The following is a 15479-nucleotide window of genomic DNA, read 5'->3' as shown; positions in this document are numbered from 1 at the left end:
GCCTGCATGCTGGAAACCAAACACCATGCCTTCCTGACTGAACTGGAGCGCCGCGGCCAACCGGATTCGGGCGAGTTGGCGCTGTGCTTCCAGGTGTTGTCGCTGGCCAGCGCGATCGACCAGGACTGCGCCAGCCGGCTGGCGCCGCTGGGCCTGAGCGAAGGGCGTTTCGTCCTGCTGTTCCTGCTGCGTGGCGCAGATACGGCGCTTTCGCCACACCAACTGGCCGAGCGCGCCGGGGTGACCCGCGCCACCATCACCGGCCTGCTTGATGGGCTGGAGCGCGAGCACCTGGTGAGCCGCCACAGTGATCCGGATGACAGGCGCCGCATCCACGTACGGTTGACCGGGGCCGGCCAGGCACTGGCCGCGCGCCTGTTCGACCAGCAGACCGAGTGGATCGCCTCGCTGTTCGCGGATATCAGCCCCAGGGAACGGCGCACGCTCGGCACGTTGCTGCAGCGCGTGTGGTCGCGCACCGACGCAGGGCGCGCCGCATGAAACAGCCCGTCACCCGCGAGCGGCGCGGGCAGCTGGATCGCGGTGAAACCGAAGCCACGCATCTGGCCGAAGTGCTGGCGGTGGACTTCGCCAAGCTGATGGCGAATGTAGCGCCGGGCTTGCCCGCCGCCGCGATCACACCGATGCGCAATGCGGCCAAGCGCGGCATCACACTGCGCATGCAGGGGGCGGCCACTCTGCTGCGCGTGCATGGTCACGGTGACCACGCCACGTGGTCGCGGCACGGCAGCGATACCGTGCGTGGCTGGGCGTGCTATCTGATCGGCAGTGACCCGGCCTTGTCGCTGGAGCGCAAGCTCGATGCCCTGCGCGTGCTGGCCGATGATGCGCACTTCGGCGTGCGCGAGTGGGCGTGGCTGGCGGTGCGACCTCACGTCGTCGCCGAACCGCTGCGCGTGCTCACGCACCTGCACGGCTGGACCACCGACGTCTCACCGAATGTGCGCCGCTTCGCCTGCGAAGCGCTGCGCCCGCGGGGCGTATGGGCCGCGCACATCGCGTTGTTCAAGCACGAACCGCAGCACGCCTTGCCGCTGCTGCAGGCACTGTGCTGCGATGCCTCGCGCTACGTACAGGACTCGGTCGGCAACTGGCTCAACGACGCCGGCAAAAGCCAGCCTGACTGGGTCCGCGCGCTGTGCAGCGAATGGCAGCAGCGGCATGCCGATGATCCGGCCAACACCTATATCCGCAAGCGCGCACTGCGCTCGCTCTGACCTCAAGGACTGCCATGTCGCACATGTTGATCGAGCTGTACACCGCCACCCCTGCCTGGACCGCGCTGGACCCGGTATCGCGCGGGGCGCTCTTCGCCCGCATCGGCGCGGGTATGCAGAACGTGGATCCCGCCCGCGTCACGCCGGTGGCGATGGGCCGTATCGAGCAGGACGTACCGCACACCACCGCCGAGCAGTTCTATGCGGTATGGCAGTGCGCCGAACGGCTGGATGCCGATGCGCTGCTCGCCGCGATCGGTGCCACCGGCTGGCACGAGTACTTCACCACCACGCACGCGATGGGCGCAGCGGGCACCCTGCAGCAGCACCTGGCTGAGCTGGCGGCGCTGCCGCGGACGTGAGCGCGTGGGGCGCTCGAACGGGGCTGAACCGACGCCGCAGTTGCGAATGAAACAGTTGGCACCTCCAAACCCCTGTGTTATCAATACTCCCCAATGAACGCACGCCCCGCCAATGCCTACTTTTGGTATTACTTTCCGAAGCCACCGGCGGAGGAAGGCATGCGCTCACCCTGAAGAAAGCTTCAGACGCATTCCCGAAAGCCGCCAGCGCACCTGGCGGCTTTTTTGTTGCCGCCGCGCTGGGGACCCCCACTTCCAAGGAGTTATCCCATGCCCCCCCATACCGACGACCTGCGCATCCGCAAGATCGAACCGTTGACCCCGCCGGCACAGCTGCTGGCGATGCTGCCCTGCGACGATGAAGCCTCCGATACGGTCAGCGCCTCGCGCTCGGCCCTGCACGAGATCCTGCACGGCCGCGACGACCGCCTCGCGGTGGTGATCGGCCCGTGTTCGATCCATGACCCGGTGGCCGCCATCGAATACGCCCAGCGCCTCAAGCCGCTGCGCGATGCCTACGCCGATGAGCTGGAAATCGTCATGCGCGTGTACTTCGAAAAGCCGCGCACCACGGTGGGCTGGAAAGGCCTGATCAACGATCCGGACCTGGACGGCAGCTTCAACATCAACAAGGGCCTGCGCGTGGCGCGCGGCCTGCTGCGCGACATCAACAAGCTCGGCCTGCCGGCCGGCGTGGAATTCCTCGACGTGATCTCGCCGCAGTACATCGCCGATCTGGTCGCCTGGGGCGCGATCGGCGCACGCACCACCGAGAGCCAGGTGCACCGCGAGCTCGCCTCGGGCCTGTCGTGCCCGGTGGGCTTCAAGAACGGCACCGACGGCAACATCAAGATCGCCGCCGATGCGATTGGCGCGGCCTCGAACCCGCATCACTTCCTCTCGGTGACCAAGGAAGGCGGCACCGCGATCGTGGCCACCGCCGGCAATCCGGATTGCCACGTCATCCTGCGCGGCGGCAAGACGCCGAACTACGATGCCGACCACGTGGAAGCGACCAGCCAGACCCTGGCCAAGTCGCACCTGGCCGCGCGCATCATGATCGATGCCAGCCACGCCAACAGCAGCAAGAATCCGGAGAACCAGCCCAAGGTCATCGCCGACATCAACGCGCAGCTGGCCAACGGCGAAGAGCGCATCGTTGGCGTCATGGTCGAGAGTCATCTGGTGGCTGGGCGACAGGACCTGGTCGAGGGCCAGCCGCTGACCTACGGCCAGAGCATCACCGATGGCTGCATCGGCTGGGACAGCTCGCTGGCGGTGCTGGAGAGTCTGGCCCAGGCAGTGCGGGCGCGGCGGGCGGTGCGGATCAGCAAGGCGGCATGAGCGTGCGTTGATCCAGGGTAGAGCCACCCCCTGGGTGGCTGCGCACAGCGCCGCGGCGCTGCTTGCAGATCATGCAGGAGCAGCCACGCATGGCGTGGCTCTACCCTCAGGGCGTCGCGCGTCCGATGATCACGCTGCCCGCCGCAGCTTCGCCAAGGCCAGGTAGATCGCCGGCGTCGTATACAACGTCAGCCACTGGCTCACCAGCAACCCACCCACGATCGCAATGCCCAGCGGCTGACGCATCTCCCAGCCTTCGCCGGTGGCCAGCATCAGCGGCAACGTGCCCAGCAACGCCGCGACGCTGGTCATCAGGATCGGGCGGAAGCGCAGCCGTGCTGCCTCGCAGATGGCGTCGTACGACGGCAACCCGCGCTCGCGTTCGGCCGAAAGCGCGAAGTCGATGATCAGGATGGTGTTCTTCATCACCACCCCCACCAGCAGGAACAGGCCGAGCAGCGAGATCAGGTTCAACTCGTTGCCGAAGGCCATCAGCGCCAGTAGCGCGCCCACGCCGGCCGAGGGCAGGGTGGAGAGGATCGCCAGCGGCTGCACGAAGCTTTCATACAGCACGCCCAATACCAGATACACCGCGAGCATCGCGCCCACGATCAACCACAGCTGGCGCTCGCGCAGCTTCTCGAAGCCACCGGCCTCGCCACTCAGCCTGGCCTGCACGTGGGTGGGCAGCATGATCCCGGCCATCGCGCGGTCCACCGCCTTCACCGCCTGGTCCAGGGTCACGCCGGGCGCCAGCGCGAACTCGATCCAGACCGAGGCAAACTGCTGGCTGTGGTAAATGCGGTCCGGTGCCATGCCGTAGGACCAGCTGGCAATCGAGGACAGCGGCAGGCGCTGACCGTCCTTGCCGATCACATGGATCTGCTCCAGCGTGGAGGGATCCTGGGTGTAACGCGGGTCCAGTTCCATCACCACGCGGTATTGGTTGAGGGTGTCGTACAGCGTGGCGACCTGGCGCTGGCTGAAGGCGTTGTTGAGCACCGAGGCGATCATGCGCATGTCCACGCCCAGCCGCGCGGCGGCGTCGCGGTCGATGTCCAGCACCACCTGGCGCATGCCTTCGTCGCCCTTGGATTCCACATCGACCAGCTCGGGCAGGGCGCGCAGCGCATCGGCTACCTTGGGTGTCCATTGCCGTAGCGGTTCCAGTTCGCCGGAGAGCAGCTGGAACTCGTACTGGCCGCTGTCGCCGCTGCCCTCCAGCTTGATGTCCTGGTCCACCCACAGGAACAGGCCGCCGCCCGGAATCTTCGGCATGTTGGCGCGCAGGCGGTCGATCACCTGCTGGCTGGAGACCTTGCGCTCGGCCAGCGGCTTCATCTTTATCATGATGAAGGCGTTGTTGACCCCGCTGCGCCCACCGATATACCCGATGATGTCGCTGATGGCCGGATCGGCCAGCAGCAACTTCCGATACGCATCGATCTTGGGCTGCATCACCTGGAACGACAGCCCGTCGTCGCCGCGCGCGAAGCCACGCAGCTGCGCGGTGTCCTGTTTGGGCACAATGCCCTTGGGCACCTGCTGGAACAGCCACACATTCAGCGCGATCACGCCGGCGAACAGCAGCAGCGGCAGCGCGAGCCAGCGCAGCATGGTCTGCAGGCTGCCCACGTAGGCCGCGCGCAGGCGTTCGAACAGGGCGGTCCCGGCGCGCTGCAGGCCATTGCCGGGGCCCGGCCGAGCCTGCCCGAGCAGGCGTGCGCACAGCATCGGGGTCAGGCTCAGCGAAACCAGCAGTGAGACGCCCATCGCCGCCACCAGGGTCAGTGAGAACTCGCGGAAGAGCTTCTCGACGAAGTCATCCAGGAACAGGATCGAGATGAACACCACGGCCAGCGCGATGTTCATCGACAGCAGCGTGGCACCGACTTCACCGGCGCCGCGCAGCGCGGCGGTCATCGGCGAAGCGCCCTCCTCACGATGGCGGGCGATGTTCTCCAGCACCACGATCGCATCGTCGACCACCAGCACCGCCGCCACGATCAGCGCCATCAGCGAGAGCGTGTTGAGCGAGAACCCGAGCAGGGCGATGATCGCCAGCGCGCCCAGCAGCGAGACCGGAATCGCCACGGTCGGCACCAGCGCCGCACGCCAGTGGCCGAGGAAGGCCAGGACCACCAGCACCACCAGGGCGATGGCCAGCAGCAGGGTCAGTTCGGCCTCGCGCAGGGTGGCGCGGATCACCGGCGAACGGTCCATCACCACCTGCATGTCGATGTTGGCCGGCAGCAGTGCCTGCAGTGTGTCCATCTGCGCCTGGATGGCGTCGACGGTCTCGATGATGTTGGCATCCGGCTGGCGGCTGACGATCAGCAGCACCGCCGGGCGCTCGTTGTGGAAGCCGCTGGCGTAGCGGTCTTCGACGCCTTCGCTGATCCCGGCCACGTCCTCCAGGTACACCGGCCGGCCATCGCGCATGGCCACGATCAGGCGGCGGTACTCGGCGGCGGTACGCAGCTGCAGGGTGGCTTCCAGCTGCCACTGCTGGGCCTGGCTGGCGACGGTGCCCAGTGGCTTGAGCGCGTTGGCGTTGCGGATCGCCGCGGCGATGTCGTCCAGTGCGATGCGGTGATGGTTGAGTGCATTGGGATCCAGCGAGACGCGCACCGCCGGCAGCGAGCTGCCCCCTACCTGGACCTCGCCGACACCGGGAATCTGCGCCAGCTTCTGCGCGATCACGGTGGAGGCCACGTCGTAGATCTGGCCCGGCGAGAGACTGTCCGAACTCAGCGCCAGCGCCATGATCGGCGCCTGCGAGGGATTCACCTTGCGGTACTGCGGCATGCCCGGCATGCCGCTGGGCAGCTGCGCGCGCGCGGCATTGATCGCGGCCTGCACATCGCGCGCGGCATCGTCCACGTTGCGGCCGAGTGCGAACTTCAGTTCGACCTGGGTCGAGCCCTGGGTGCTGGCCGAGTCGATCCCGGTCAGCCCCGGTATGGTGCCCAGCGCACGTTCCAGCGGCGTGGCGACGTTGGCCGCCATCGATTCCGGGCTCGCGCCGGGCAGGCTCGCGCTGACGTTGATCGCCGGGTAGTCGACCTGTGGCAAGGGCGCAACCGGCAGCAGGCGCAGCCCGAGCAGGCCGGTCAGCACCACCGCGACCGCGAGCAGCACGGTGGCGACCGGATGCTGCACGAACCAGCCGATTGCCCGCGACAGCGGACTCACGCCAGCGCCTCGTCAGCCGCGTCGGCAGCCGGCGTGGGACGCTGGCGGAAGCGATCGAAGAACAGGTAGATCACCGGCGTGGTGAACAGGGTCAGGACCTGGCTGACGATCAGCCCGCCCACCATCACCAGGCCCAGCGGCTGGCGCAGCTCCGCGCCCGAGCCACTGGCGAACATCAGCGGGATCGCGCCGAACAGCGCGGCCAGCGTGGTCATCAGGATCGGCCGGAAGCGCAGCAGGGCGGCCTGGTGGATCGCCTGACGCGGCGCCATGCCATGCTCGCGCTCGGCCTCCAGCGCGAAGTCGATCATCATGATCGCGTTCTTCTTCACCAGCCCGATCAGCAGCACGATGCCGATCACCGCGATCAGATCCAGGCTGCGCCCGCTGACCAGCAACGCCAGCAGCGCACCCACCGTGGCCGAGGGCAGGGTGGAGAGGATGGTGATCGGGTGGATGAAGCTCTCATAGAGCACGCCCAGCACCAGGTACATCACCACCACCGCCGCCAGCACCAGCCACAAGGTGCTCGACAGCGAGGCGCGGAACGCATCGGCGGCGCCCTGCAGGCGCAGTTCGACGCCGGCCGGCAGCCCGATCGCGGTACGTGCACCTTCGATCGCCTCCACCGCTTCGCCCAGCGAGGCGTCCGGGGCGAGATTGAAGGAGAACGTCACCGCCGGGAACTGGCCGACATGGTTGATCAGCAGCTGCGCCGGGCGCTGTTCGATCCGCGCGATGCCGCCCAGCGGCACCTGCCGCCCGTCGGGCCCGGTGACGTGCAGGCGTGCGATCGCATCCGGGCCGAAGGCTACGTCCGGGCGCGCTTCCAGCACCACGCGGTACTGGTTGGCCTGGGTGAAGATGGTCGAGATCTGGCGCTGCCCGAACGCGTCGTACAGCGCATCGGCGATGGTCTCCACGCTGATCCCCAGCCGCGCGGCGGCGACCCGGTCGATCACCACATGCGCCTGCAGGCCCTGGTTCTGCAGATCACTGGCGACGTCGGCCAGCGCCGGCGACTGCTGCAGATGCGCAAGCAGGCGCGGCGTCCACGTGTCCAGCTGTGCGAGATCCGGGCTGGTCAGGGTGAACTGGTACTGGGTACGGCTGATCCGGTCTTCGATGCCCAGTTCCTGCACCGGCTGCAGGTACAACCTGATGCCCGGGACGTGCGCCACGCGCCGCTGCAGCCGCGCGATGATCGCCTGTGCATCGGCAGCGCGCTGTGCATGCGGTTTCAGCTCGATCAGCAGCCGGCCACTGTTGAGCGTGGCGTTGTTGCCATCCACGCCGATGAACGAGGACAGGCTGGCCACGTCCTCATCTTCCAGCAACGCCGCGGACAGCGCCTGCTGGCGCTGCGCCATCGCCTGGAAGGAAATCGACTGCGGCGCCTCGCTGATGCCCTGGATCAGCCCGGCATCCTGCACCGGGAAGAAGCCCTTGGGCACCCACACGTACAGCAGCGCCGTCAGCACCAGCGTGGCGACGGTGGCGGCCAGCATCAGCGGCTGGCGCTGCAGCACCCAGTGCAGCTGGCGATCGTAGACCGCCACGACGCGGTCGAACGGGTCGCCCTGCTGCGACGATTCCTGCCCATCGGCATCGCGACGGGTCGCGTGGCCGGCCTTGAGCAGGCGCGCGCACATCATCGGCGTCAGCGTCAGCGAGACCAGCAGCGAGATGCCGATCGCCACCGCCAGCGTGATCGCAAACTCGTGGAACAGCTTGCCGACCACGTCGGCCATGAACAGCAGTGGGATCAGCACCGCGATCAGCGACAGCGTCAGCGAGATCAGCGTGAAGCCGATCTGCCGGGCGCCTTTCAACGCCGCCTGCATCGGCGTGGCGCCGCGCTCCAGGTGACGGGCGATGTTCTCCAGCATCACGATCGCATCGTCCACCACGAAGCCGGTGGCGATGGTCAGCGCCATCAGGGTGAGGTTGTTGAGCGAGAAGCCGGCCAGCAGCATCACCCCGAAAGTGCCCACCAGCGACAGCGGCACCGCGATGCTGGGGATGATCGTGGCCGGGAGGTTGCGCAGGAACACGAAGGTGACCATCACCACCAGCGCGATCGCGATCAGCAGCTCGTGCTGCACGCCGCGGATCGAGGCGCGGATCGATTCGGTGCGGTCACTCAGGACGGCCACATCAACACCGGCCGGCAGCGAGGCCTGCAGCTGCGGCAGCAGCGCGCGCACCTGGTCGACCACGGCGATCACGTTTGCGCCGGGCTGGCGCTGGATGTTGATCAGCACGGCCGGGGTAGTGCCCGACCACGCGGCCAGCTGGCGGTTCTCGGCGCCATCTTCGATGGTGGCGACATCGCCCAGCCGCAGCGGTGCGCCCTCCTTGTAGGCCAGGATCAGCGCGCGGTACTCGGCGACCGAGCGCATCTGGTCGTTGGCATCGAGCATGATCGCGCGGGTCGGGCCATCGAAGCTGCCCTTGGGCATGTTGACGTTGGCCGTGCCGATCGCGGTGCGGATGCTGGCCATGCTCAGGCCGTTGGCGGCCAGCGCGGACGGATTGACCTGGATGCGCACTGCCGGGCGCTGCCCGCCGGCCAGGCTGACCAGGCCGACACCGGGCAGCTGCGAGAGCCGCTGCGCCATGCGCGTATCGACCAGATCGTGCACCTGCGGCAGCGACAGCCCCTGCGAGGTCACCGCCAGGGTCAGGATCGGGGTATCGGCCGGGTTGACCTTGCGGTACACCGGCGGCACCGGCAGGTCATCGGGCAGGAAGCTGTCGGCGGCGTTGATCGCGGCCTGCACTTCCTGCTCGGCCACGCCGAGCGCGACCTCCAGCGAAAACTGCAGCGTGATCACCGAGGCGCCGCCCGAACTGGTCGAGGACATCTGTTTCAGGCCGGGGATCTGCCCCAGCTGCCGTTCCAGCGGCGCGGTGACTGCGCTGGTGGTGACATCCGGGCTGGCGCCGGGATACAGCGTGGTGATCTGGATGATCGGGTAATCGACCTGCGGCAGTGCCGCGACCGGCAGCAGGCGGTAGGCCATCACGCCGGACAGCAGCAGCGCCACCATCAGCAGCGTGGTCGCGACCGGGCGCTCGATGAAGGGGCGCGAGAGGCTCATGCGCCGGTCCGCGGCGGGTCCTGCTCCACCACCTCGACCTTGGCGCCTTCGCGCAGCCCGTCGATGCCTTCCACCACCACGCGCTCGCCGGCCTTGAGCCCTTCGCGTACGGACACGCGCTCGCCATCGGCCGGGCCGAGCACCACGCTGCGCAGGTGCGAGGTGGCATCGGCCGCGATCACGTAGACGTAGCTGCCTTTGCTGCCGAACTGCACGGCGGCGTTGGGAATCACCACCGCATCGCTGCTGCTGACCTGCAGGCGCACATTGACGAACTGGTTGGGGAACAACGATTCATCGGCGTTGGCGAACTGCGCGCGCAGCTTGAGCGTGCCGGTGGCGGTATCGATGCGATTGTCCAGGCTGGAAAGCATGCCGTCGCCCAGCGCGGTGCGCTCCTCGCGGTCCCAGGCTTCCACGGTGAGCTGCGGATTGGCGCGGGCGGCGGCGACCACCGCCGGCAGGTCCGGCTCGGGCACGGTGAACAGCACGCTGATCGGCGTGGTCTGGGTGATGGTGGCCAGCGGCTCGGTATCGCCACTGCGCACCAGGTTGCCGACATCCACATTGCGCAGGCCCATGCGCCCGGCCACCGGCGCAGTGATGCGGGTGTACTGCAGCTGCAGGCGCGCTTCATCCACGGCCGCCTGGTCGGTCTGGCGGCGGCCCTGCAGCTGGCGCACCTTGCTCTGCTGGTCACTCAGGTCCTGCGCGGAGACGAAGTGCTCGGTCTGCAGTTCGGTGAAGCGCTTGAGCTGGCTTTCGGCGTTGTCCAGCTCGGCCAGGTTCTGCTGCTGCGTCCCCAACGCACGCGACAGCTGCACCTGGAACGGGCGCGGATCGATCTCGGCCAGCAGCTCGCCGGCCTGGACGTGCTGGCCTTCGGAGAACGCCAGGCGCAGCAGTTCGCCATCCACGCGGCTGCGGATGCTCACCGTATGCAGCGGGGTCACCGTGCCGAGCGCCTTCAGGCGCACCACCAGGTCTTCCTGCGTCGCGGTGGCCACACGCACCGGGGTCGGCTGCGGACCACCGGACGGGCCGGCGGGAGCGGGCGAGAGCAGTTTCCATGCGGCGATCGCGGCCAGGCCGACAGCGGCGGCGATCAACAGCGGTTTGACGACACGACGGCGAGACGACGGGGGCGTTGAAGCGGACATACGCATCCTGCGCACCCTCCACCGGAGCAGTGCGTCCATGGGGACCGGCCGAGTGCGGCAGGTCAACGGGGGAGAGGGTGTCTGGCGGGGCAGCGGGTGGAACACCGCCGCGTGGCTGGATGCCGTTCGAATGGAACGGGAGCGCCATGATACAGGGCCAGGCCGCTCAAGCTCCCGTGACCTTGGTCATGCCCGCGGGTGCGTCAATGCACCTCGTCGCGGTACACGAACTTCGGCATTTCCCATTTGAAGTGGATCGCCAGCAGGCGCAGCAGGAAGCCGCCGCCCAGGCACCACAGCGTGGCCGCGTTGAGCGATACGCCGAGTTCCAGCAGGGTCAGGTAGGCCGCACCGGTGAGCAGGGTGATCACCGCATACAGTTCCTTCTGGAAGATCAGCGGCACCTCGTTGCACAGCACATCGCGCAGCACGCCGCCGAACGCACCGGTCAGCATGCCGGCGATCAGGATGATCGGTACGGTATGCCCGCCCTCGCGCGCGACCGCGCAGCCGATCAGGGTGAACGCGATCAGGCCCAGGCCATCGAGCACCAGGAAGGTGCGCCGGAAGTGGTGCATCCAGCGTGCTACCCAGGTGGCGATCAGCGCGGCGCAGATGGTGAAGCCCAGGTACTCCGGGTGCTTCACCCAGCCCAGCGGGTAATGGCCGAGCACGATGTCGCGCAGCGACCCACCGCCGAGTGCGGTGACGCAGGCGATGATGACAACGCCGAACAGGTCCATGCGGCGGCGGCCGGCCGACAGCGCGCCGGTCATGGCTTCGGCCGAGATGGCGATGAGGTAGATCAGGGAGAGCAGCATGGGGGTGGCTCCGGGAAACACGTCAGGCGGGGACGGAAACGCACACGCATCACGCCTGCGCCGCTGCACTGTCGTGGGGTGGGATTCCGTTGCCGCTCCCGCTGTCCTTTTGCCTGAGAGTTCGGTGGCCAAGGCCACGTGCCCCTTCGGCGGGTCATTGAAGACCTCTCTCCAGATCGGCGTGTCGGATGCATGGTTGGTGGCGTATCGAGCCACCGGCCTGAGCGATTATGGGAGCCTGCGCCTTCGGCGGGCGCCAGCGCGGCGCCTCTCTCCTGCATCCGGGGCGGATTCTAGCAGCCGCCGGCCCCGCGCCGGGGGATAATCCCGGTATGCCCGCTGAACCTGCCCTCTGGTACCTGTACCTGCTTGAATGCCGCAACGGCAGCTATTACGCCGGCATCAGCAACGACGTGGAGGCACGTTTCCAGGCGCATCTGGCCGGCAAAGGGGCCAAATACACGCGCGCCAACCCGCCGGTGAAGGTGCTGGCGATGCGCGCCTACCCGGACCGGGCCGCGGCGTCGAAGGCCGAATGGCAGCTCAAGCGGCAACCGCGCGAGCGCAAGCTGGCGTGGCTGGCGCTGCCCGATCCCATGTAGCCCTGCGTGCTGGTTGTTCGGGCCTTCGTTGGCGGCATACCATCGACCCTCGTTCGTTGATCCGCTTGCCCAAGCCCTGGAGTGCCATGTCCCGCGATCTGTCGTTGTACCCGGAAGATGAGAATGGCGATGTGCTCTGGAACATGCTGCAGGATGGCGACGACCTGTCGATTCCGCGCGAGGTGGATTTCGCGCTGATCTTCCCGACCCAGGACGTGGCGATCGCCTTTGCCGTGCACCTGCTCAAGAACGAGCAGAAGGTGTCCTTGGCTGCCTACGAGGGCAACGACGAATACCCGTGGCAGGTGGTGGTGCATCCGCTGATGCTGCCGACCCACCAGAACATCTCGGGCTTCGAAGGGCTGCTCGCCAGCGAGGCGGTCTCCTACAGCGGCCAGGTCGATGGCTGGGGATGTCTGTCGCAGGGCTGAGTGGCCCATCCGTGTGGCAGCCCGGCGTGGCTGGCTGCCACCGTTGCGGCTCGACCGCTCAGGGCGTCGGCGGCCGCTTCGGCCGGCGATCGTCCTGCGCATCGCCGAAGATGATCCGCGCGCTGCGCTGGTAGCTCCAGTACGCCACTGCCCAGTTCAGCAGCACCACCACGCGGTTGCGGAAGCCGATCAGGAAGAACACGTGCGCGGCCAGCCAGAACCACCACGCCAGCACGCCGGAGAGCTGCAGGCGGCCGAGGTGGACGATCGCGGCCATGCGGCCGATGGTCGCCAGGTTGCCGAAGTCCTGGTACTTGAACGGGCCCGGCGCGGGCTTGCCGGCCAGGCGCGCCAGGATCGTGGTCGCCACGTGCTTGCCCATCTGCTTGGCTGCCGGGGCGACGCCGGGTACCGGCTTGCCATCGGCCTGGGTCACTGCGGCCAGATCCCCGGCCACGAAAATCTCCGGGTGGCCGTCCAGGGTGAGATCGGGCTGCACCGGCACGCGGCCGGCGCGATCCAGGGGCACGTCCAGCGTGCGCGCCAGCGGTGAGGCGGCGACACCGGCGGCCCAGACCACGGTGCGCGCTTCGACGAAGCGCTCGCCCAGCTGGAAGCCCTCGGCGTTGATGTCGCTTACCGGCGTACCGGTGAGCACTTCCACACCCAGTTTTTCCAACTGGCGGCGCGCCTTGAGGGAGAGCACCTCGGGGAAGGTGGACAGCACGCGCGGGCCGGCCTCGATCAGGCGGACCTTGGCCGAGGCGGGGTCGATATGGCGGAACTCATTGCGCAGCGTATGCCGTGCGATCTCGGCCAGGGTGCCGGCCAGTTCCACCCCGGTGGGGCCGCCGCCGACCACGGCGAAACTGAGCCAGGCGGCCTTGCGTGCGGGATCGGGCTCGGCCTCGGCGCGCTCGAAGGCGAGCAGCAGCTTGCGGCGCAGTGCGATGGCATCGTCCAGCGTTTTCAGGCCCGGCGCATCGGCGGCCCATTCGTCGTGACCGAAGTAGGCGTGGGTGGCGCCGGTGCACAGCATCAGCGTGTCGTAGGCGATCTGCGTGCCATCGGCCAGGGTGGCACTGCGCGCCGCTTTGTCGATGTGGGTCACTTCGCCAAGCCGCACTTCAACGTTGCGCTGATGGCCGAGGATGTGGCGCAGCGGGGCGGCGATATCCGGTGCCGAGAGGCCGGCGGTGGCCACCTGGTAAAGCAGCGGCTGGAACAGATGGTGGTTGCGACGGTCCACCAGGGTGATGCGCACGTGCGCCGAGGCGAGGGCACGGGTGGCCCAGAGGCCGGCAAAACCACCACCGATGATGAGCAGGTGGGGCGTGGGATCGCGGGTCATGCTTCACTCCTTGGCGGGCGCCGGAGGGGGGCGGCGCAGGTCGTCTCGTGATGCGGCCTATGGTCGCACGTGAAGCGCGATGTTCACGTCGATGGCCGATACTGGGTTCAGGGGCCATCGCGCTTGCCCGATGGCCGATCCGATCCCGCCCTGGAGACCGAGATGTCCGAACCGGAAAAGCGCATCGCCCTGCTGATCGATGCCGACAACGCACCTTCTTCCAAGATCGATGCGGTGCTGGCCGAAGTCGCCCGCTACGGCGTGGCCAATGTCCGCCGTGCCTACGGCAACTGGAAGAGCCCGCGGCTGAAAGGGTGGGAATCGGTGCTGCACGAATACGCGATCCGCCCGATCCAGCAGTTCGCCTACAGCCGTGGCAAGAATGCCTCGGACATGGCGATGGTGATCGATGCGATGGACATGCTGTACGCGCGCAATCTGGACGGCTTTGCGATCGTCTCCAGCGATGCCGACTTCACTCCGCTGGTGATGCGCCTGCTGACCGACGGGGTGAAGGTGTACGGCTTCGGCGAGAAGAAAACGCCCGAGCCGTTCGTCAACGCGTGCTCGAAGTTCACCTACATCGAAGCGCTGGGCCAGCCGCATGCGGCCGATCAGGAGGTGGAGCAGGACAACGAGGAGACGCGCCCGCGCAAGAGCGGGCCGGAGCTGCGCAACGACACCCGGCTGGTGCAGATGCTGCGCCGCGCGGTGACCTCGGCCGAAGCCGAGGATGGCTGGTCGCATCTCGGCCCGGTCGGCAGCCAGATCGGCAACCAGGCCTCGTTCGATTCGCGCAATTACGGGTACAGCAAACTCAGCGATCTGCTGGCCGCGACCGGCCTGTTCGAGATGAAGAAGGACGGCAAATCGACCTATGTGCGCGCGCTGCCCAAGAAGAGTACGGCCAAGGTGGCGAAGTAAGCGCTGGCCTCAACGCAGCAGCGCGGCGAGCGGGCGGGCCGTGCTGCCGTTGAAGCCATCGGAGAAGCCTCGCACGGCGTCAGGCAGCATGCCGCTGGCCAGCAGCAACAGCGCGGCGCTGAGCAACAGATTGCGATGGTGGCGGCGATAGCCGACCACGAGGGTGCCGATGCCGGCAACGAGCAACACGATTTCGAGCGCGTAGAGGATCATTGTTTTTCATCCATGACATGACGGTCGGCCCGCCGTTGGGCGTATCGTAGCGGCACCGCGCGACCCCGCTGCCGCGCATCGAACGATACGGGAATCCGATCATGTTGAAAATCTGGGGCCGTCGCAATTCCAGCAACGTGCGCAAAGTGCTGTGGTGTGCCGAGGAGATCGGCGCGCCGTACGAGTCGATCGAGGTCGGCGGTGCCTTCGGTGGCACGCAGTCGCCGGAATACCGCGCGATGAATCCCAACGGGCTGGTGCCGGTGATCGAGGATCAGGGCCTGCCGTTGTGGGAATCCAACACGATCGTGCGCTATCTCTCGGCGCGCTACGCGTTGGGCACGCTGTACCCGGAAGACGTGGTGACGCGCGCGCAGTCGGAGAAGTGGATGGACTGGACCACCTCGACCTTCGCCGGCGTGTTCCGCGATCTGTTCTGGGGCACCCTGCGGACCGCGCCGGCGGATCGGGACGAGGCGCGCATCGCTGCCGCACTGGTGCGTTCCGGCGAGCTGCTGGCGATGGCCGATGAAGCCCTGTCGCGGCAGCCATATCTGTCCGGTGAGCAGTTCGCGATGGGCGATATTCCGCTGGGCGCCTTCATCTACGCCTGGTTCGAGATGCCGATCCAGCGCCCGGACCTGCCGCATCTGGCGGCCTGGTACGAGCGGTTGAAACAGCGTCCGGCGTACCAGCGTGGGGTTATGACCGCGCTCACCTGAGCGACCGTGCCG

The 15479-nt window shown here is 67.7% G+C and carries 14 protein-coding genes and 2 riboswitches; of the genes, 8 read left to right on the top strand and 6 right to left on the bottom strand.

Annotated features, from left to right (window positions below; genetic code table 11):
- Positions 1 to 6: 6 nt before the first annotated feature.
- From ACTT2I_RS15845 to aroG, 4 genes are all read left to right on the top strand, one after another.
- The gene (locus ACTT2I_RS15845) at positions 7 to 501 is read left to right on the top strand and encodes a MarR family winged helix-turn-helix transcriptional regulator (RefSeq protein WP_421098893.1); all 495 of its coding nucleotides are present in this window, start codon (positions 7 to 9) and stop codon (positions 499 to 501) included.
- Complete coding sequence (locus ACTT2I_RS15840; RefSeq protein ID WP_421098894.1) at positions 498 to 1238, top strand: DNA alkylation repair protein; 741 nt, start codon at positions 498 to 500, stop codon at positions 1236 to 1238. The genes ACTT2I_RS15845 and ACTT2I_RS15840 overlap by 4 nt, the downstream gene beginning before the upstream one ends.
- A 14-nt stretch (positions 1239 to 1252) precedes the next feature.
- On the top strand, positions 1253 to 1600 hold the full coding sequence (locus ACTT2I_RS15835; protein WP_293979129.1) for a DUF6616 family protein: 348 nt from the start codon (positions 1253 to 1255) through the stop codon (positions 1598 to 1600).
- Positions 1601 to 1870: 270 nt separating this feature from the next.
- Entirely contained in the window at positions 1871 to 2944 is a 1074-nt protein-coding gene (gene aroG / locus ACTT2I_RS15830; RefSeq protein ID WP_421098895.1) for a 3-deoxy-7-phosphoheptulonate synthase AroG, read from the top strand.
- A 129-nt stretch (positions 2945 to 3073) separates the two neighbouring features.
- Here the strand turns inward: aroG and ACTT2I_RS15825 are convergent, their stop codons facing one another.
- The 4 genes from ACTT2I_RS15825 to ACTT2I_RS15810 form a co-directional block, all read right to left on the bottom strand.
- On the bottom strand, positions 3074 to 6139 hold the full coding sequence (locus ACTT2I_RS15825; RefSeq protein ID WP_443096699.1) for an efflux RND transporter permease subunit: 3066 nt from the start codon (positions 6137 to 6139) through the stop codon (positions 3074 to 3076).
- Positions 6136 to 9243, bottom strand: a complete 3108-nt coding sequence (locus ACTT2I_RS15820) for an MdtB/MuxB family multidrug efflux RND transporter permease subunit (protein WP_421098897.1) — start codon at positions 9241 to 9243, stop codon at positions 6136 to 6138. Before ACTT2I_RS15820 ends, ACTT2I_RS15825 begins: the two co-directional genes overlap by 4 nt.
- On the bottom strand, positions 9240 to 10403 hold the full coding sequence (locus tag ACTT2I_RS15815) for an MdtA/MuxA family multidrug efflux RND transporter periplasmic adaptor subunit (RefSeq protein WP_421098898.1): 1164 nt from the start codon (positions 10401 to 10403) through the stop codon (positions 9240 to 9242). The genes ACTT2I_RS15820 and ACTT2I_RS15815 overlap by 4 nt, the downstream gene beginning before the upstream one ends.
- A 203-nt stretch (positions 10404 to 10606) precedes the next feature.
- Entirely contained in the window at positions 10607 to 11224 is a 618-nt protein-coding gene (locus ACTT2I_RS15810; protein WP_088433649.1) for a trimeric intracellular cation channel family protein, read from the bottom strand.
- Positions 11225 to 11317: 93 nt separating this feature from the next.
- A riboswitch (glycine riboswitch) is annotated at positions 11318 to 11409 on the bottom strand.
- Positions 11410 to 11429: 20 nt separating this feature from the next.
- Positions 11430 to 11512, bottom strand: a riboswitch (glycine riboswitch).
- A gap of 44 nt (positions 11513 to 11556) precedes the next feature.
- On the opposite strand from ACTT2I_RS15810, the gene ACTT2I_RS15805 reads away from it, so the two are divergent.
- Positions 11557 to 11826, top strand: coding sequence for a GIY-YIG nuclease family protein (locus ACTT2I_RS15805; protein WP_088433650.1), 270 nt, complete (start codon positions 11557 to 11559; stop codon positions 11824 to 11826).
- An 86-nt stretch (positions 11827 to 11912) separates the two neighbouring features.
- On the top strand, positions 11913 to 12257 hold the full coding sequence (locus ACTT2I_RS15800) for a ribonuclease E inhibitor RraB (RefSeq protein ID WP_088433651.1): 345 nt from the start codon (positions 11913 to 11915) through the stop codon (positions 12255 to 12257).
- A 58-nt stretch (positions 12258 to 12315) separates the two neighbouring features.
- On the opposite strand, the gene ACTT2I_RS15795 is transcribed toward ACTT2I_RS15800, so the two are convergent.
- Positions 12316 to 13608, bottom strand: coding sequence for an NAD(P)/FAD-dependent oxidoreductase (locus tag ACTT2I_RS15795; protein ID WP_421098899.1), 1293 nt, complete (start codon positions 13606 to 13608; stop codon positions 12316 to 12318).
- Positions 13609 to 13770: 162 nt separating this feature from the next.
- On the opposite strand from ACTT2I_RS15795, the gene ACTT2I_RS15790 reads away from it, so the two are divergent.
- The gene (locus ACTT2I_RS15790; RefSeq protein ID WP_421098900.1) at positions 13771 to 14532 is read left to right on the top strand and encodes an NYN domain-containing protein; all 762 of its coding nucleotides are present in this window, start codon (positions 13771 to 13773) and stop codon (positions 14530 to 14532) included.
- 9 nt (positions 14533 to 14541) lie between these two features.
- Here the strand turns inward: ACTT2I_RS15790 and ACTT2I_RS15785 are convergent, their stop codons facing one another.
- The gene (locus ACTT2I_RS15785; protein ID WP_421098901.1) at positions 14542 to 14745 is read right to left on the bottom strand and encodes a hypothetical protein; all 204 of its coding nucleotides are present in this window, start codon (positions 14743 to 14745) and stop codon (positions 14542 to 14544) included.
- 101 nt (positions 14746 to 14846) lie between these two features.
- On the opposite strand from ACTT2I_RS15785, the gene ACTT2I_RS15780 reads away from it, so the two are divergent.
- Entirely contained in the window at positions 14847 to 15467 is a 621-nt protein-coding gene (locus ACTT2I_RS15780) for a glutathione S-transferase family protein (protein ID WP_421098902.1), read from the top strand.
- The last annotated feature ends 12 nt before the right edge of the window (positions 15468 to 15479 follow it).

The sequence above is a fragment of the Stenotrophomonas sp. PUT21 genome (genome assembly GCF_052232875.1).
In the GTDB taxonomy this organism is placed as follows: domain Bacteria; phylum Pseudomonadota; class Gammaproteobacteria; order Xanthomonadales; family Xanthomonadaceae; genus Stenotrophomonas; species Stenotrophomonas maltophilia_N.
This window is presented reverse-complemented; position numbering and strand designations above follow the sequence as displayed.